Origin of the sequence: Yersinia sp. 22-579 (assembly GCF_030433455.1) — a bacterium.
Classification (GTDB): Bacteria; Pseudomonadota; Gammaproteobacteria; order Enterobacterales; family Enterobacteriaceae; genus Yersinia; species Yersinia enterocolitica.
This window is the reverse complement of the sequence record NZ_JAUJTZ010000016.1, coordinates 39708-58842: the sequence shown is the minus strand read 5'-3', so window position 1 is coordinate 58842 and position 19135 is coordinate 39708. Positions and strand designations below refer to the sequence as shown.

The following is a 19135-nucleotide window of genomic DNA, read 5'->3' as shown; positions in this document are numbered from 1 at the left end:
ACATGATTGTCGATAAAATCGAAGATGCTTTTGCTTATTTTTCTCGCTACACATTAGGGCGTGATTTTTCCCAGTATTGTGACCTACGCACAGTCATTGGGCTGACTCCCGACGACAAAATACGACACCCCTCATTGGCCGCTCCGTACATTCATGTGACACACAACAATGATTACGCCAGCTGCTTTGAGGTTTTGGGCGCTTTCAGAGAATTCAGTGAAGCCGAGCCTCGTACTGTGGGCGACATACCCGATACTGATAGCTTTCTCAGGTTTGTTCTGAAACTCAGAGACTCCTTAACGGGCGATTTTAAAGCCTTGGGGCAAAAGTTATGTATTGTCTTTGAGCGCGATCCTACACGGGGGAAAGAAGAAATAACGCGGCTGGTTGAGCCTCAAAGGCTGGCATACCGTAAGCTGGGGCTTGAACTGGATGATTTAGTGGATGAACAAATTGTCAAAATGTCGCCTTATGTTGCCCGAGAACGTGTTTGGTTGACGGTTTATACCTCAATTTCATCACTGCCTCCGGCAGAACGTAAGGAAGAAGTTCAACGCCAAGACAAACAGTTTAAAGATATGCCAGAAGCGCGTTTCGGCCAAAATCCGGTATTTGCCGAGTTCGAAGGCTTGAAAATGCGACATGATGCGTTTATCGACAAACTGGCAACTGATCTTAAAGATGGCAATGAAGGTGTAATGGTGCGCTTGCTCGACGCCCATGAAGCAGGCCACGTTCTCAGAGATGAAATCGAACGACTCAGCACAGATGAAAGTTGGCAGCCACTGTTACCAGGTGATCGTGTTATCCCTCATGGCAAGCTACGCGGTGACGATATTAGTGCTGCACTGGCCCCTCATCTCAACTTTCAATATTGTGACACCGAAGTGAAAGCACACGGCAGCATGATCGAAGTGGACGGTTTGTACCATGGTCAATTGGCCATGACGCTTGCCCCGCAACGCCCTGAACCCTTTAGCCAGTTGTTTAAGAAGGTTCCGAGGCAAATTCCTTGGCGATTAAGACTCGATCTGATGCCTGGTGGGGGGGATTTGCTCAATAGCAAACATAACCTGTTGTCCTTTGTCGCTTTTGTCCCTGGATTACGCGATATTTACCAGTCTGTCTCTTGGCTGCTGGAACAAAATAAGAAAGAGCCTGTGTGCATGATGAGCATTACAGCCAGTACTTGGGATGCAGATAAAAGCCGACTTAAACGCAACTTAACACTGCTGCAAAAGTCACTTCAATCGTGGGGTGTATCCAGTGTGACCAAAACCTTTGGTGACCCAATCCGGGCCTGGATCAACACACTACCGCTGGCATCAAGTTTTAGTGCTTCTACATTGATGTTCCCGCCGCTTTCGGAAGGTATCAAGTTAATGCCTCTGCAGCGTCCGGCCAGCCCATGGGGAAACGAAGGGAACTCTATTCATCAAACTGTGGACGGTAAACCGTATCCTATCCAGTTAGCCAGCTCGCTACAGGAAAAGCATACAGAATTACTTGCCGGTTCTCCTGGCTCAGGAAAGTCTCTGTTAGCTAACAGCTTACATCTTGATGCCATTGCTAATGGAAACAGTGACCTTCCCTTTATGGCCTTTACCGATAAGGGGTTTACCGCACAAGGTTTCTATGACCTAATTTCCGACAGTCTTTCTCCTGATCAGAAAGACAAAATCATCAGTATTATCCTGCGTAACGATGCAGATCACTGCCGTAACCCGTTTGATATTCTTCTTGGTTTGAAATACCCCATCAGTACCGAGCGTGAATATATATTGGGAATGCTACTCAGTTTATGTATCGATCCAGAGAAAGGCATCGCCCCAGACTCTGCATCCTGCAGACAAATTCTGTCTCGCGCTGTGGACCTGGTATATCGCAAAAATAGTGATGATGAACCAATTCGGTATGGTGCGACCCTTGTACCTGCTGTTGATACGGCATTGAAAAACAGTGGTTGCATTGCTGAACATGACGCTCAGTGGTGGGAAATGGCTACCTGGTATGAAGTGAGAGATTTACTCTTTGATCACGGGCATGTGTATGAGGCATCGCTCGCTCAGGCACAGGCGGTACCCGAGTTAAATGACTTACAAGGGGCACTCAATAGCAAAGAATTACTAGTCGCTTTTGGCAAAGTCAATCGGCCTGGCTCTGATGAACTACTGCTCAGCTATGTTTCTCGTTGCCTGACACAAGCCCTCTTCGATTATCCACTGATTGCGGGGCGTACTCGCTTTACCGTCAGCCCCAATACACGAATTCGCATTGTCGATGTCAATAATGTGGCGGGCAAAAACACCCCGGAAGGGAAGATTCGTACCGGCATTATGTACCAGTTCGCTCGCCACCTTGCTGGCGCCAATGATTTCTACCTACCGCAATATCAGGATGAGTTGTACAGCAAATTGAATGAGCGTTACATTCCACTACATCGCAAGCGTATCGAGCAATTAGATCAAGAAGTAAAACTCATATTTATTGACGAGTTACACAACATTAAAGGCATCGATACACTGTGGGAGGCACTGCAAACAGAGGACCGCGAGCAACGTAAATTCGGTATTCGTACCGTGTTCGCCTCTCAGTATCTCGATGATTATCCAAAATCCATTCTGGAGTCAGCCAACTCACTCTATTTAATGCGCGTGAGAACCAAAGACTTCCCTGTGCTACAAGAAACATTCAATGTGCCGCGCACAACACTCCTTAAACTTTTGAACACCACGCGGGGACCGGCGGCAGATGGCAGCGGTGTCACTTTCCTTGCCGTATTCCAAACGACCAACGGTAACGTCGCTCAGTTACTGAAAAACACGGCGGGTCCACTGCGATTATGGGCTTTGAACTCAACACCGGCTAATCGAGCTTTGCGCAACTTTTTATATGACGCATTGGACGGCAAAACCGCACGTAGGCTGTTGGCGGATACGTTCCCCGGTGGATCTGCAGAGAAACATATTCAGATGATGAAAAAACGGGCCGGTAATGACGATGAAGACAGTGTCATTCGACAACTGGCCGACGAGTTAATTGCCAAGGCTGGCTATATTCAAGGCAACGCCGCATAGCACCAACACACTGCAACCAAGGATTCAAAACCATCGACATCGAGATGTGAACGGTGAAACGTATTATTAACGCTATCTTAAACTCGCAGTTTAGACACTTATTCCACCCCACAGATTTACTTCTCTTATTTCTATTCGTTTGCATCTTGTTTCTATCTGTCTTCATGACCCTTATGGTAAGGCGCTAATCATGCACACCCATCGTTATTTCTCTGGCCAATTCAGTCTATTGACCAGCTTGGTTCTATCCGCTTGCCTACCTGGATACGCCTTCGCCTATCCGGTAGAGGTTATGACGAGCATCCCGATACAAACACAAGTGGCTCCTGCCCTTGGGACCATCAACGGGACGTTGACTGAGATTGCCACCACTCAACATCAAGTTGGCGCGGCCATTAATCAAAATGGAGGAAAGGTGGCCACCCAAATTGAACAAGCGGCACAGGCTCAACGTGATCAGGATATTTTCGCGAGACAGGCTGAAAAACTTGAGCAGGCGCGTAGAACCTATACCATTCCCGATAGCATCTGTTCTGAATCCGGTTCTGGTGTAGCGGCTCAAGTACAAAGTGGCGCACGGGCCCATCAAGGAGCATTGGCCAGTGGTGGCGGGATTAGTAATAACACCATTCGACAAGGTGTAACCGCGCCAACACCACCACAGGAGCAAGCACAATTTCGCACTGCAGCTATACATGCTGATTACTGTGATGCTACGGATGTAGCGGCTTACGGTGGGACAGCGTTATGCAAAGCTATTTCAGAACGTCCGGGGGGAGATAAGCGATTAACCTCTTTACTTGATGGCGCAGGTAAAGATGGAAAAACCCCAGACCTCACTTTCAACCAGCAACAAACCGATGCTGCTATGGCATACGCTATTAATAGTGCGCCAGCTGCCGCAGGTAAGCAGTTAGGGAAAGGTGAAGTCAAAACAACTTCTGGTCAGCAATATATTGGGATTATGACCCAATACGAAGCGATTAACTCAGCAGCCCGTGAACCCATGCTGGCGATGATCGCCGCAAGTCAGCCTAACGAGGCTACAAAAGACGTGATTACAAAGGAAACATTACGTTCCCCGTCAGCTGCAGCCTATTTCAACCGTACTGCCTCAGAAGAAGCTAAAAGCACCGGCATTATGTCCGAACGAGAGTTTGAACAATTCGAAGCCGGTCGCCGCTATGCCAATACCGAATACCTAAATGACATTTCAAATATGGAAGGGGATCTCCTGTTGCGTGAAGCTATTCTTATTCAGTCCCAACAAAATTGGCTGTTATTAGGCATCAAGCGTGAAATGCAGAAAAATAACATCCTACAAGGTCAACAGCTGTCTCTCGCCGCCACGGAGAATTACCGTCCGCAATTGCAAGCCAAAATGCGTGAAGTTAACGCGGGAGTATCCAGAAATGACTAATAAAGCAGAAAAATCGCCTCAGTGGGGAAAACGTTTAAGCAAAGGTTTGTATTACTCGACTAACATAATTTTACCACTTTCAGAAGCACGCTACGCGGCGTCCAAAATAGGACCATCGCTGTTCAATAATTTCAAACGGCTAAAACATCTCTCGCCCTCTAACCAATTGGAATTAAGGCTAAAAGAACCCATCCTGAGCTTTGAGCAAGCAGTAGCCGCCAGTGGTCTGCCAGTCAATGGCTTACTACGCCGATTTAAGCGCCGAAAAATGGTATGCCTCATCCTAGCAGCAGTTCCGTCATTACTGGCTATAGGACTTCTTTTGGCAATTGCGGTTAGTAGCATCTACACACCTCTGGTACTGGTAAAAGGATTTGTACTAATACTGGTGTTGCTGTCACTGGCTGCAGTGCCATTTGTCCAGGCACTTATTTGTACCTGGCGATTATGGCAACTGAACCAGCAACGAACTTCGCCAGAAGAACGTGGTGGGTTTAACGACTTTTTGGTCGAGGTATGCTGGTTCAAATCAACAATTTCATCATCACTGCAAGTAAAGAGTAAAAAACGATTGCTTGATATACGTAAATGCCCCTAAAACACCGATGATCGACCTTCAGCTTTAGTCCTCTACCATCCCATGAGATTTTCCATCCTCACCTGTTAACCCAGGCGGGCACCTCTTTATATCTGCGAGTCAATACTATGAATGCCATACGAAAAATAATGGCTGGCGCATTGTTATATCTATTTACCGCCAGTGCCTGGGCCGATACAACGGTAAGTTTTAGCTCCATTGAACAGGCAGCTAAACGCAGTTCCGACTTATCACGTCAAATCCTGGTTATGATTTTCGGTGACGTTGTCACTAATCCTCTATCGACCGATTCCAGTATGATCGGTCAGATGTTCTTCGTTTTTAACGGTATCGTTATGGCTATTGCCGTTGTCTGGTTCCTGCTTGTCACACTCAAGCATCTGGTCAAAGCTGGCCAGAATGGACAGGTTTTTAACCAAGGCAGTTCAATGGTTGGGCCAGTGAGCACCGCAGCGGGTTTTCTGACTCTGGTCCCTACTGTTTCCGGTTGGTCAATTGCTCAACTCACCTTCTTGTGGGCCGCTTCGGTTATGGGTATTGGCAGCGCTAATCTGGTGACAGACCGCATCGTTGATTTAATGGAGGATGGTTATTCTCTGGTGGTGCAACCCGTAGCCCCCCAAACTATCGGGGCAGCACGGGCTATCTATGAAATGAACCTCTGTTTATACGGCATCAATAGTGAACTCAACACTATGTACCAACAATATGGCCAAGGTGGCACGCCATTGATGCGAATCAGTACCCTGCCAGATGGCTTTGAAATTGGGAACGGTAGTGCTCTATGCGGGTCAGCCCGCCTTCCGGAAAGTCTCATTGATCAAACGACAAGCTGGTTATTCCCGGTACCAATTAATACTGAAAGCATCATAAATGCACAACGTAGTGCAATGAACGAGATGCAAAATACTCTATCTCAGTCAGCATCTCAATTTGTTACATCTGTGGTAAATAAACAGATAAATGGTAGTGGCTCTCTACCCGATGCTGAAACTGATATACAAAAATCGGCGCGAGCTTATGAAGATAGAATAAATCAGGCATTAAATGCGCAGGGACAAGCAGATCAATTAGCATCTGTATTGACGGCGCAATTGAAAAAAAATGGATGGCTCGCATTGGGTTCTTGGTATCAAACATTCGCTACAGCTAACAACAAAATTAATGAGGCAGTTCAACTTAAACCTGTAATTGCAGGTATGTCTGGAGTGGGTGATCTAGGGGCGGGTGATGTCTACACTAGCATCAAAACTGCGTATCAAGCCCAACTGCAGAACTCTAGCTACACCCCACCTCTTGGGACGCAGGGTACTAAAGACACTCAACAAGCGACCGATGCCTCAACATCTGACGCAGTATTTGTTGGTATCTTTAACGGTCCAATGTTGAGGCTGGCAAACTTTATTGCCACGTCTCAAATGGGAAATTTGACCGTTGGAAGTGATCAGATGAATCCTTTGTTGAAAATGAAAGCTGTAGGCGACTATACCTTAGGGGGAGCCGAAATTGTTTATACCGTATTTAGCGCAGCTAGAATAGCCGCTGAAACGGCCTCCGACAGTTTGATTATAAAAGTTGTTTCTTTAGGTCTTGGTAGTTTTGCTAAAAATGCGATTTTAGCAGCGGCTCCTGCAGTTTATTTCATATTACTTTTGTTACTTAGTGTCGGTTTTAGCCTGTCAATATACTTACCTTTTATACCCTTTATTTATTGGTTAGCATCTGCTGCTAACTGGATTGTCAGTGTATTGGTTGGTGCTACAGGAGGAACCCTTTGGGCAGCAACCCATATTGCAACTGAGAGAGAGGGGGGACACAGGTCTGCTTACGGTTACATCTTCCTTATCGATGTCATGATTAGACCTATGCTAATGGTGTTTGGCTTTGTTTTTGCAAGCATAGTTATTGTCGCATTAGGCACGTTACTTAACTTAATGTTCGGTGCCACAATAGCCAATGTACAGGCAAATTCATTTACCGGTTTGATTTCACTAGCAGGAATTTTATTGGTTTATGCAAGGATCTGCACTACGACGGTTACCCGAGTTTTTGCTCTGCAAGTTACCATGCCGGACTACATCATTTCTTGGTTAGGTGGGCGTGAAGCAGCTGGTATTCTTGGTGGAATCGCTGAATCAACTAAAAGCATATTTGCTGGATTTGGTCGTGGACTTGAGAGGACTCCAGGGTTAAAATCAATGAATAAAGGAAGTAGCGATAATTCCGATGGCATAAAATAGCTATGATAAGGAAAGATGAATGAAATCAATAAAAATGATCGGCACGATTCATATTCTTGCTGCTATTTTCACAATAGCTTCATTATTTACCATCTATTACTACTTTGATAGTCGTGGCCATTCAGGAATTACCTATTTTTCAGTTACAAGTTTAATTGCCATATCATTATGGACTGTCTTATATTTCTTAAGAAAATCCATTAGCAATGGAATAGCTACAATTGTTGCTAATAACACTAATTCCAACTTTTCTCCTGATAAAAACCTGACCTTTATTGATATCAACAATGGAAAGTATGTAGGCATCGACTCTAATAGTAAGGCAATGCTGATTATATCTTTAAATAATAAAGAATTTGCCAATGGCTTTATAGCTGAATTTGATGAATGGAAAGGATATGAGTTAGAAGATTGCAACCTAACTTTGAAGTTCAATAATATCAAGCGCCCAACGTTCAGCATCAATAGCAACGCCAATATTAAAGTGTTTTGCCATAAGTTAGACAACCTACTTTCCTCTACCTATCGTCCGTTAGTAACAAACTAACAGAATATCAAGTTAGCTAAATACAATATTTTAGTTTTAATGGAGCGCCTATCGGCGCTCTTTCTTTGCCCCCAATAAAACTCTCTCTGGTGTGAACCCACCTTGTTATCGCCCGTCGATGTGATCGTCTGGCTTTTCCCATGCCCGGAGCAACCATGTCCACAAGAGCTGTACACCCACAACAGGGCCAAGAATATGGCCTTATGTTTATCGCTATCGCATTGATGTTCATTTTCCTTATCTGGATATACCAACCCCCTATAATGTATGGATGCATCTGGCTTATTTACCAGCTTTGGTCTCTCTGCGATTTTCCACGCATACATGTTTACGTAGCAGAACGCATCAATCTATTGGCCTTGGCGGGTAACCAAGTAAACAATATGACCTGGGGGGAATTTATTGCTGTCATGAATCGCACTGCCGGTATCTTAATGGTGCCACTGTCTATCATTGTGGTTGGAAGTATGTTGGCAATTCGTAATCATCCTCGGAACCTAACCCGCAGGCATATTGATGTGTATACACTCCCCCACATCATGGCACAGTTCTCACCCAGTATTATTCCAGCACTCTGCTATGGCGATAAGAAGACGCAATTATTAAATTGCGATCCACCGGAACATCGTAGCGCCCAGTCTCCAGATGAATTTGCCATACAACATCAGTTAGTTATTGGTGAACGCCTTGACCGTACTCGAGCCCAAACAGTATTTGAGCAACAATTAGGCACACCACTTAAAGACTTCTCCAGCTTTAATGCTCACGAACGCGCACTGGTGGCAGTCTTTGGATTACAAGTATTTTTCAACGACCGCAAAGGTGCCCAAAAACTTTTGGATAGTCTGAATCGCTCTTGCCTCATCAAAAGCCGTCGTGATAAAGGCCAAAAAGGTTATCCCGTTCTACGCCTGGCAAATGATGCTTTCTACAAAGTGGCAAACTCCCCCGTTGCTGTACGCTGGCTGCGTCATTACAGCTCAACACGAACAGCACTCTCCGCACTCCATGACCGCGATTTACGTTTACCTGGTGCTAATTTTCGATGGCTAAAAGGCCTGGACAGAACACTCTGGTACGCATTGACGTCCTCCGGGCGCCCCAAAGTATTTATTGAAGGGGCTGGGGTTATTGCAGCAGCAAAATGGGAAACATTGATCGCTGAAATATCTGAAAAGTTCCGGGTAACCATTCCAGTACCTGCAACAAGAATGGATATAGCTATCGAGGGTTTACTTGCCGACTCACGCCGCATTGGCCTGGTCTTGGAAGAACGAGAAGCACAATCAGAATCCCGCGCCAAAGAACATGACAGTGAGGATGAGGATGAGGATGACAGCGATATAGTCATATTGCGGTCCTCACCAATTAAATCAGAAAGCCCAAATTCAACAACTTCTATACCTAAAGATGACGAGCCAGCAGTTCAACCGACAAAATCCGCTCCTCGCGCACCGTTCCGACCTAAAAAACGCTAAATCCAAACACTAAGGCTACCTCATGACTCAGACCTATACTGCCACTTTGCAGGGTTCCACTCTGTCCGTTTATACCCATCAATCTGGTGCAAGTTGCCTTATAACACTGCTTCAACCTGGCTCGCGCTCCCGTTTTTACATTAAAGACAACGGGATATATCACGACAGCTTTGGTGTGAATTCCGCAATGATATATCAGGCGCCATCCACCAAAGAAGCTGAGCTATTTTTGCAAGCTATCAACAATGCTATCTACCACCGTTGTAAGGTCAGAAATATAGCGTGCTTAACGCTATTAGTTACGGCTCTCGTCTTGTGCATCACATATGGCTGGTATGTGTTTACAACGCTCGGCGAACATATGGCCCGAAATAATCCGACACCAGTGACACAACTTAGCACAAGTAACCCAACATCGATTCAGCCAGCTCCCGTTGTCGCCCCACAACCCATTTCACCAATACAAGTCCCGGTAATACCTAAAACCATGCCAGCGCAGACAAACACCTCTACGACTGCAGCAACAGGCTACCAAAAAACGGCGCAGGTATTACGTAATGCGGCTGAAAGTGGCTTTTACACCATCGCCTTGTCATCTGGCCATCAGCGTACACTCTATGTATTTTCAGACCCGCTGTGCCATAACTGCCAAATCATTGAGCCAGCACTGGAGGCATTAGCCCAAAAATATAATGTCGAGGTTTTCCCAGTCACATTGGTGGGTAAGCAACAGACCATTAATCTGGTGAGCCCTATCCTCTGCCAAACACCTCTGTCACGTAAGACCTTATGGAAAAAGCTATTCCAGGCAGATTCAGGTATGAATCCAAATGAAAATACATTCCCTCTCGCATCGTGCGAAAAAGGTACCGAAGCCATTAGCCGTAATGACAGCGCATTTGATGCGTATAACCTACCTGGCACACCGTCACTGATAGCGGATGATGGCCGTTACATCCCTTTGACCTCATTAAAAAGTGACGATGCATTGGAAGCGTTTCTGAATACACCGCGCCTTCAATAATTCTGTTCTGTAATCCCGCTGTATATCCTTTCAAATATTCATCCGTCGTTGAGGTTTGTAAATGGCTCAATCAGTTGAAATCGAAGCCCGCCGAGTTCGGCGGTCGCTTGGCTATACCTTTATAAATGACGCCCTACTCTCCCCGTTTGGCGTCCAGTTCTTCCTGCTTGCTGGCTTGGTTATGGGCTGGATATTCCCCGCCAGTCTTCTGATCAGTGTTCCCGGACTTTTACTCCATGTCATGCTGTTCAGCGACCGGCCTTTTCGAATGCCCCTGCGCATGCCAACAGATGTGGGCGGAATAGACCTGACAACGGAGCGCGAAATGCCCAAGTACCGTAATGGTTTATGGGGATTTTTCCGCTATGTGGTACGGACCCGCAAATTTTTTCCAGCTGCAGGTGTTATGTGTCTGGGCTTTGCCAGAGGTAAAGCCCTCGCTCGCGAGCTCTGGCTAACATTGGATGATGCATTGCGCCATATGTTGTTATTGGCCACGACGGGGTCAGGTAAAACAGAAGCGCTGCTGTCCGTTTTCTTGAATGCCATCTGCTGGGGCCGAGGCATCTGTTATTCAGATGGTAAAGGGCAAAACTCGCTGGCTTTTGCTATGTGGTCGCTAGCTCGCCGGTTTGGTCGGGAAGATGATTTTTACGTACTTAACTTTATGACGGGAGGAATGGACAAGCTTTTACTGCTGCTACTCAATGACAAAAAACGCCAACCGTCCAACACGATCAATCTGTTTGGTACCGCCAACACCACTTTCATCATCCAATTAATGGAATCCATGCTTCCCCCTGCTGGGAGCGGTGATGCTGGCTGGCAGGACAAAGCCAAATCCATGAATGCTGCGTTGGTCTATGCGGTTTACTACAAATGTAAAAAAGAAAAACGGACCATATCTCAGACAGTTATCCAATCGTATTTACCTTTACGAAAATTGGCTGAGCTCTACCTGGAAGCCAAACGCGATGGCTGGCATAAAGAAGCCTATAACCCATTAGAAAACTATTTCAATACACTAGCCGGCTTTCGCATTGAGCTCATTAGCCAGCCCTCAACTTGGGAGCAAGGTGTCTATGATCAACACGGCTACTTAATTCAGCAATTCAACCGCATGCTCACTATGTTCAACGACTTGTACGGCCACATTTTCTCTACCGATGCCGGCGACATAAACATTGAGGACATACTGCACAACGACCGCATTCTGTGTACCACTATTCCAGCCTTGGAACTGTCAAAAGGTGAAGCGTCCAATATAGGTAAACTGTATATATCCGCGATTCGCATGACCATGGCCAGAGACTTGGGTTGTGAGCTCGAGGGAATGCTCAACGATGTGTTAATCGTTAAAAAATACAGCGGGAAATTTCCGTTTGCTATCGCGATGGATGAGTTAGGTGCCTATTTTGGTCCAGGTATGGATAACCTGGCCAGCCAGATGCGTAGCTTGGGATATATGCTGATTGTTTCTGCTCAGGATATTCAGCGGTTTATCGCAGAACATCGTGGTGAATACATGACGGTAAACGCTAACTTGCTCACCAAATGGTTTATGGCCCTGCAGGATGAGAAAGATACTTTTGAGTTGGCCAAGATTACTGGCGGGAAAGGATATTACGCCGAATTGGGGGCAGTTGAACAAGCGGGCGGCATCATTACACCCAACTATGAAGATGCCACAAACAACTACATTCGTGAAAAAGACCGGCTGGATCTCGGCGACCTGAAAGAGTTAAATCCTGGTGAAGGGATGATTTCTTTCAAAAGTGCCCTGGTCCCGAGTAGTGCTATCTATATCCCAGATGATGACAAGATGACATCAGCACTACCGATGCGAATAAACCGATTTATTGAAGTACAAACCCCAACAGAAGCCGAGCTATTTGCTCTAAATCCGACCTTATTGCGCAAACTCCCCCCATCCGCGCAAGAAATTGAAGACATATTACTACGCTTAGACGGCCCAGAAGACAGTACCCATCAAATCGGCATCATGGACCCAATTCTTAAACGTATTGTAGACCTTACCCTTGATCTGGATAACCGCGCTGATATCAGCTACAACCCAACCCAACGGGGTATATTGCTGTTTGAAGCGGCTAGAGAAGCTTTACATCAAAACAAACGCAAATGGCGTCATCAACCAACACCACCGAAAACTATCCGGGTCTCAAAAGAAGTAGCTGCCTCCTTAGCCGATGCTGACCTGCAAAATACCATATCAAACTGACCTGTTGGCCTTTCAATAATATCCCAATATTCCCTCGGCTCTACAAAACAAAGAACAGGGAACAAATACATCTCTAAAAGTGAGCACAGCAATGGAAGATCAATCATTCGTGGTCGTAGGTGCTGAACATCCAGTGGCTGGTACATTGTATCTGCAGATAATTCCCGACAGTGAAGTCGGTTACAGTGATATTTATCAACTAAGCGACTGGTTAGGGAATGCGGATGTACGCAGGTCTGACTGGCGTGAGCATGCTATAGGGAAACTTACATCATCAAATGCACACTCATCCCTGAAATGGTTTATCGAACGCATAGAGTGGTATCAGGACGAGGATGAAATTGCCTTGGGAACGTCTTGCCGTACATGCCTTGCTAAAAAATATGGATTGACGGTTATGGAACTCAAAAAATGGGCTGACGATGTCTTGCGCTGGAAAGATATTCCTGTTGAGACCAAATGGGATGATTCCTTATCATATCGTGAAGCTATCAAGGGCTTATAACAATGAAATTTCGCCATTTTATTCATTTTTCGCCGTTGATAATCCTGGCCACATTGACACTGTCTTGGCCTGCCTTCGCGATGCCGGCGTTCACTGTTGGCTTCTCCCCTTCGCATTCTGCCAGAGTTGCCGTACTGGATGTAATTAACCAGACCAAGAATACCCTGAACATGGAGGCTTACTCTTTTACCGATAAAGGAATAGCGCAAGCTTTGGTGGCGGCCAAACAACGAGGGGTTAGCGTCAGGGTGGTAGCAGACAAGAAAAGTAACAGCGATAGCTATACCGCGGTGACATTCCTTGCCAATCAGGGCATTCCTATTCGCCTAAATGGTAATTACTCTATAATGCACAATAAGATAATTCTGGCCGACAGTAATACGCTCCAGACAGGGAGCTATAACTACTCGGCCAGTGCAGACAAGCGTAATGCTGAAAACGTTCTAGTCGTGCGGAACCAGCCGCAGTTGGTCGCGGTCTACGAACAGGAATTTGAACGGTTATGGCAAGAAAGCCAGCCGCTTTTACCTAAATACTGAGGCACATCGATGAGCGATAACAACCTGGATTATCAGCGAGGTTACACCGAAATGGTACGACTATGTGCCATGATGCTGATAGTTCAGCTAGACACCCGGGAGGGGCACAGGTTGCAAGCATTGAGCACGTCTCGTGCCGAGAACCTGCGCGATGAGTGCGCTCGATTGCTCAACTTGTTTTCAATGCCAGTACAATTTGATAAAACGAAACACGATGAAGTATTTCAACGCTTGATAGCCATTTTTACCGAAGTTGCAGGTGACAACAGTAATGCCTGGTTATCATATCAGCCAGCGATGCAGCTGCTGCGCGGACACGTTAATTAATAACAAAAAAGCCGGCTCCAGTCTTTGGAGTCGGCTTTTTTGTTTCGTGCTTACGACAGTTTACTGAGGTCGATATCCACCCTGTGGTTTATGACCTTGCTCCAGTTCGTGCAACTTATCCGCACCTGATTTTGGTTGTAAAACCCCCGAATATGACGCCTGTCGGTCAACCTCATAACCCGCTAATATACGTTGCTGAGGATCACTAAGCGGTAGCGGTTTCTCGCCCCCCTCATTAAACCATCCTACCAATCCACATGCCTGATTGACAAAAGTACGGCTCCCCTCAAAGACCATCACTTCCCCTGATTTCTCTTCTGCAATCGTCATAGCACCCGCGATATGCTGGCCATCAGAGATAAATGGATTGGCTATTTCTATCCTCTCACCACGATCCTGTACTTGTACGATTCCATCATGCCGATACTGAATGACGCCGTCGCGATTAATTTGAGTATCATAGCCTTCCAAGTTGAATGGTCTGCAATCATCAGCTGCTGCACACCGGATACCATTCTCAGAAAGCGGTGGTGTTTTGTTAGCACGTTTAAGTCGATACGACCAGCCACGCAACTGTGCAATAGCCGCCTGGTCATGATTAAGGGCCTGTTGCTCTACCCAGGCGCGATAACTCAATCTACGATTTTCCGGGTTGGCATTGAAGACTTTTTTCTCTGCTTTAACCGCGATACGCAAGGCCGCTATAGCTTTCATTCGTTCAACTTCAATGATGTGATAGGTCAACTTGCGGAGCAATGGATCACCGATGGCGATTCGCGCTCTGGCTTTCTGCCAGGCAAAACGCTTAGCCACAAGTTGGTAACGTTGCTTGAGTGTACCACCCTCCAACTTAGGCTTTATCCATGCAGACTTATAAGCCTGATAGCGTGCTTTCAAATCCTCTCGCGCATCGGCTCTGGCCAGACGTCGGTCGATACGGGCAGTGTTATCCCGAGCATGTAGACGAGGCTCATAAATGAATTCTCGTTTATAGTTGGAATGAATGATGTTGTCATTATCATCGGTTAACATCACAATTTCCGGTGACGGCTCAAACTTACCCAGCGTCTCTTCAAGGCAATACAAGGTCAGGTCTGGATGCAGACTACTTGCTTTAATAGGAGGCAGACTTTCATCTTCGCGCGAATAAATTGCTAATCCCTCCCCTTTGGGTTTTAACTCCAGACCTGCACGAATAAGCTCAGTATGAATAGCATTCCATGAAGGGTTATCCCCTGCCACAATCTCACCAATACGTTGACGACACTCCCCTGTCGCATAGCTAAACAGACTCTCTGAGTCAGCGTAGTACTCCAATTGCTTAGCTTTACGGGGGATAGATTTAAAGTCATTTTCACTGCGCACGACCTGGTGTGATCCATTCACTTTCCATGCCCCATTATCCGGGGTAAAACCATGCTTCATCTCCAGATGGCGACAAGCTTTATGCAATGTATCAACATCATTATAGAGATTAGCGGCGCGGTATGATTTAGGGTTAACGCGGTTCGCCGCAATATGGCAATGCACATTATCGGTATCTCTATGCACCGCAACGACGTACTGATGATCGGCCATACCGAGTTGCTTCAAACAGTATCGAGCACTATCAAAAATTTGTTCGTCAGTCGGTGTATCTTCTTCACGCCAGGATAAGATGCAGTGATAAACAGCATCCACACAACGCGTGTTTTGCATCGCAATAGCGTTCATTTCAGCCGACGCTGTTTCCAGGCTGAAACAATTGGTTTCGCAAACAACGTTTCCACTTTTAATTTGCTGAGTGCCATCATCAAACATGGCCAACACGGTTTGGTCTTCTACAGAAGCTTTCCGGTCGAGATAATCAATCAGGCGATCAAAGATAGCTGCCTTAGAGCGAGAAGGTCGGATATAGGGATTATCAGGAGAGATAGGCATATCGGGTTTGACTTCATCGCGAAGAGTCAAATAACTCACCAGTTGAATGAAACTGGAACGGCCATCTCGCCGTTTTTCAGGAACAATGGGGATCATGCTTTATCTCGCTCTGCAGCTAAGCCATCAATACCCAGGTCTATACTGATAATCGCTTTTTTGATAGCCACAAGTACCTCAGAGTACTCTTTGCTAAATACCTCGCTGACATTGCCCCGCCCCTCGTTAAACAGGTGTTTTTGCAACCCTCCAAGCCGACGAAGTTCCATTATCATTTCAGTATCGCACTTTGATTCAATACGGCGTCCCAGACCACTACGAAGCATATAGGCACCCACACTTAAGCCTGATGATTTTGCTTTTGTTGCAATGATTTCCTTTTCCTCTGGGTAACAGCGAATGCTGGGCAGCAGGGCTGTTCTGTTCCGGCTTTCGCTTTTACTCATGGTGATAATTTCCCTTACAGTCTCGTAGTCTCAGTCTAGCGGGTGTCGGGGCTCTGCCCTGACCAGGTCGTTTTGTAGGGCCGACTGCGTGCAGGCGGTGCTACAAAACATATCCTGTCCCGTATTTGAAACCGGATATTTGTATATTGCCCTAAATGGCCTGAGAAGTCATTACACCATGGGAGAACTTTTTTCGGAGTTGTGCTGATTTGAAACGCCCGTATACTATTGTCGTACCTAAAATTTTTTGAATGGGGAAATATTGCATATGGCGGCAAAAAATCATTACAGTACTGAGCAGTTAGAATTAGCGAAAGTACAATTATCTGAATTACCTGATTTGAGAACAGAGCGTCTCACGGGTAAGGAAGTATTGGCAGGATTAAAAGAGCAGATTTTAATCTTGGCTACGCAAAAAGGGTATACAGCTAAAGATATAAAATCAGCATTGGAAAGTTGCGAAATTGTTGTCAGTGAAAGAGCTATTCAGGAAGCCATTAAATCTGTAGCTGTGACAAAAAAGAAAGCGGCTTCATTATCGAAAGTAAGAAGCATTAAAAAAGCAGAAGTAGAAAATACCGGAACAAATGTGGCAGCACAGAGTTGATAAATCTGTCGGTCATGGCTCAATGCCGTGAACGGCAGAAAGGGTAAATTTAATGCAATATAGATTCATGTCTCGAATCAATTAATATCCATCAGCGGCACTCAATGTGCTGCTAATGGATAAAGATTTTTCACCAATTGCAGACTGGCATTCCTGAAATCACACCACCGTCGCAATCAAATTGAATCATTTTAATGTCATATTTTGTCATCATCTGATAAACAAATTTTCTGAGAGTTTTTGATAATCCCATACGTTTCAAACGCAACACAGCGACTCTACCGCCCCACAAATCAATAATAAATCCATATTCATATTCTAAAACCCAATTGGCATGTGGCGTAATCCGGCAACCGTACAGGCCAAGAACAGTATTATCATCAAATGTCATGTGTGCTGTAGAGCAAACCAGACAGCGTTTAACTTCCAGTTCTTTACTCATAATTGCTCCTATAGGCGGTGTGATCAGCACCGCCATAAAGTGAATTAGGCTTTAATTTTTTTCATTTCTTCGGCCAATTTCCAAAGAGCATTATTGAGTTTTATATCTCCCGTAATCCCATTTACAGCACGGGTTTTACTGCGCTTACCTTGCGCATTAATACCATGTAGTCCACCCTTTATCATATTTTCCTGCACCCGCTGATAAGTCGTCCATAAATCAGTATTTTTATCCTGCCAACGGCGAGCATTTAAAATCTGGTCAGCGGTAATAGGTTGATGATCGTCTGAATATTTGTACTCTAATGCGGCCTCTGCATAAGCCTGTTGTTCTTCATTATTCAACATAATAGATTTCATTTCGTTTCGTGATTCAGTCACTTTATCGAACAGACCTAAAACCTCATAGGCACCTTCGATAACTTGTCCTGCCACATCACCTTTGTGCGGGACACGCACATCTCCGAACGTATCACCGCATACTAATCCGTTATTGCAGACGAACCGAAAAAGACCGGGGATCATTTGATAGCTGCTACTACCATCATGACTGTTAAGCAAAATAATTTCGGGAACTTCATCATTTTTGCTAAACCCATTTCGACGTAGACGCAGCATATGGCGAGTATGTCCGCGCTTGTTTTCATCACGAACACGAGTTTGACAGGCATAAAAAGGTTGAAAGCCCTCTTCACGCAGTTTCTCCAAAAGGGTGATCGTAGGTATGTAAGTATAGCGTTCGCTGCGCGATTCATGTTTTTCTTCCGAGAAAACACTCGGTACATATCTTTCTAGCTCACCATTAGTCAGTGGGCGTTCTTGACGGATAACAGTCGCATTACCAAAACCGGTATATAGACGTTGCATATTAATTCTCCTTTGAGTTTGTTTCTGGTGTCACTCTTTATCCGGCGTTGCCGGGCTCAGAGCGTCTTGTGCTGTGACAATAAGACCGGGATGGGGTATGAGCCGTAGGCGCAAGGGCGTTACCGCATGCCGCACGCGCAAGCGAACGACCGCAGGGAGGGAGTGCGAACGGGAGAGGATAACGGCGCAAGCGTACCCTTGTGACTCCGGCGCCCCAGCCTAGTGTCTGTCACGGCATAAGGCACTCTGTGCTCAGCCTGTGGACTGGAAGAGTGATGCAGATACTCTCAACCTGGCGCAGCCAGGTATCCTTGACGTTGCCACTATCAGTGGCAACAGTTGAAGCGGCGCGGGCTTTGCCCGCTGCAAGCGTGGAGTTTTCGGGGGGTACCGGCTCAATGCAGGTATCCTCCGATAGACGAACCAAAAAACCGCCCATAATGAAGGCGGTAGGCTCAATATTTTCGCTTATTTAATTTTCAACAACGTATTCATGCTGCGTCTTCGCTCGGCCACAACTCCACACTCATGTTGCACTTATTCATTTTAATCATCAGATCGTGATAGCCCTCCACCAAAGTAGACATGATGAAAGGGGGCAAACTCAGAAATTCGACAAAATCATCCCCACCACAAGCCGCAGCGCAAGCATGATGTAATGCACCTCGGTCTGGCAAGTCAGCAGGACCGAGTCCAACGGCATAAGCAACAGTATGGCCCCCATTCTGCTCGTCTTTGTTTGCCATGACATACACCCCGTCATTCTTCACCAACAATAAACCACCATGATGTTTAATCTCTGCCAATACCGGTTTGATACTCTTTGCTGTAAATTTCAACATACTTTTTCCTCAATTTTGATA

17 protein-coding genes are annotated in these 19135 nt (G+C 45.9%); 12 read left to right on the top strand and 5 right to left on the bottom strand.

Annotation, left to right across the window (positions count from 1 at the left end; all coding sequences use genetic code 11):
- Positions 1-2 precede the first annotated feature (2 nt).
- The 11 genes from QSV56_RS17940 to QSV56_RS17890 all read left to right on the top strand — a co-directional run bounded on the left by QSV56_RS17940 (position 3) and on the right by QSV56_RS17890 (position 13994).
- The gene (locus QSV56_RS17940) at positions 3-3077 is read left to right on the top strand and encodes a type IV secretory system conjugative DNA transfer family protein (RefSeq protein ID WP_301213120.1); all 3075 of its coding nucleotides are present in this window, start codon (positions 3-5) and stop codon (positions 3075-3077) included.
- A gap of 190 nt (positions 3078-3267) precedes the next feature.
- Positions 3268-4497, top strand: coding sequence for a conjugal transfer protein TraW (traW, locus tag QSV56_RS17935; protein ID WP_145559197.1), 1230 nt, complete (start codon positions 3268-3270; stop codon positions 4495-4497).
- The gene (gene traX, locus QSV56_RS17930; RefSeq protein ID WP_226723032.1) at positions 4490-5095 is read left to right on the top strand and encodes a conjugal transfer protein TraX; all 606 of its coding nucleotides are present in this window, start codon (positions 4490-4492) and stop codon (positions 5093-5095) included. The genes traW and traX overlap by 8 nt, the downstream gene beginning before the upstream one ends.
- 128 nt (positions 5096-5223) lie before the next feature.
- Entirely contained in the window at positions 5224-7335 is a 2112-nt protein-coding gene (locus QSV56_RS17925) for a DotA/TraY family protein (protein ID WP_226723031.1), read from the top strand.
- Between the two features lie 19 nt (positions 7336-7354).
- The gene (locus tag QSV56_RS17920; protein WP_301213117.1) at positions 7355-7882 is read left to right on the top strand and encodes a hypothetical protein; all 528 of its coding nucleotides are present in this window, start codon (positions 7355-7357) and stop codon (positions 7880-7882) included.
- Positions 7883-8037: 155 nt separating this feature from the next.
- Entirely contained in the window at positions 8038-9360 is a 1323-nt protein-coding gene (locus QSV56_RS17915; protein ID WP_301213115.1) for a conjugal transfer protein TrbA, read from the top strand.
- Between the two features lie 22 nt (positions 9361-9382).
- Entirely contained in the window at positions 9383-10384 is a 1002-nt protein-coding gene (locus QSV56_RS17910; RefSeq protein WP_301213113.1) for a hypothetical protein, read from the top strand.
- A 61-nt stretch (positions 10385-10445) separates the two neighbouring features.
- Entirely contained in the window at positions 10446-12623 is a 2178-nt protein-coding gene (trbC, locus tag QSV56_RS17905; RefSeq protein WP_050074470.1) for an F-type conjugative transfer protein TrbC, read from the top strand.
- A gap of 91 nt (positions 12624-12714) precedes the next feature.
- Positions 12715-13128: a hypothetical protein gene (locus QSV56_RS17900; RefSeq protein WP_050289014.1), complete on the top strand. Its 414-nt coding sequence runs from the start codon at positions 12715-12717 to the stop codon at positions 13126-13128.
- An 80-nt stretch (positions 13129-13208) separates the two neighbouring features.
- Positions 13209-13667 (top strand): phospholipase D family protein, encoded by a 459-nt coding sequence (locus QSV56_RS17895; protein ID WP_144417027.1) that lies wholly within the window; start codon positions 13209-13211, stop codon positions 13665-13667.
- Positions 13668-13676: 9 nt separating this feature from the next.
- Positions 13677-13994 (top strand): hypothetical protein, encoded by a 318-nt coding sequence (locus tag QSV56_RS17890; protein WP_050289016.1) that lies wholly within the window; start codon positions 13677-13679, stop codon positions 13992-13994.
- Positions 13995-14054: 60 nt separating this feature from the next.
- Here the strand turns inward: QSV56_RS17890 and traI are convergent, their stop codons facing one another.
- Positions 14055-16010, bottom strand: a complete 1956-nt coding sequence (traI, locus tag QSV56_RS17885; RefSeq protein ID WP_226723028.1) for a TraI/MobA(P) family conjugative relaxase — start codon at positions 16008-16010, stop codon at positions 14055-14057.
- A complete protein-coding gene (mobA, locus tag QSV56_RS17880) occupies positions 16007-16357 on the bottom strand; it encodes a plasmid mobilization protein MobA (RefSeq protein ID WP_226723027.1) in 351 nt (116 codons plus the stop codon). Before mobA ends, traI begins: the two co-directional genes overlap by 4 nt.
- A gap of 268 nt (positions 16358-16625) precedes the next feature.
- Here mobA and QSV56_RS17875 point away from each other — a divergent pair, with 268 nt between their 5' ends.
- The gene (locus tag QSV56_RS17875) at positions 16626-16964 is read left to right on the top strand and encodes a hypothetical protein (protein WP_050074460.1); all 339 of its coding nucleotides are present in this window, start codon (positions 16626-16628) and stop codon (positions 16962-16964) included.
- 130 nt (positions 16965-17094) lie between these two features.
- Here QSV56_RS17875 and QSV56_RS17870 read toward each other — a convergent pair whose 3' ends face one another.
- The 3 genes from QSV56_RS17870 to QSV56_RS17860 all read right to left on the bottom strand — a co-directional run bounded on the left by QSV56_RS17870 (position 17095) and on the right by QSV56_RS17860 (position 19114).
- The gene (locus QSV56_RS17870; RefSeq protein WP_145559209.1) at positions 17095-17406 is read right to left on the bottom strand and encodes a DUF5983 family protein; all 312 of its coding nucleotides are present in this window, start codon (positions 17404-17406) and stop codon (positions 17095-17097) included.
- A 44-nt stretch (positions 17407-17450) separates the two neighbouring features.
- On the bottom strand, positions 17451-18272 hold the full coding sequence (locus QSV56_RS17865) for a DUF932 domain-containing protein (protein ID WP_145544671.1): 822 nt from the start codon (positions 18270-18272) through the stop codon (positions 17451-17453).
- 491 nt (positions 18273-18763) lie between these two features.
- The gene (locus tag QSV56_RS17860) at positions 18764-19114 is read right to left on the bottom strand and encodes a DUF3085 domain-containing protein (protein WP_301213100.1); all 351 of its coding nucleotides are present in this window, start codon (positions 19112-19114) and stop codon (positions 18764-18766) included.
- Positions 19115-19135: the final 21 nt, after the last annotated feature.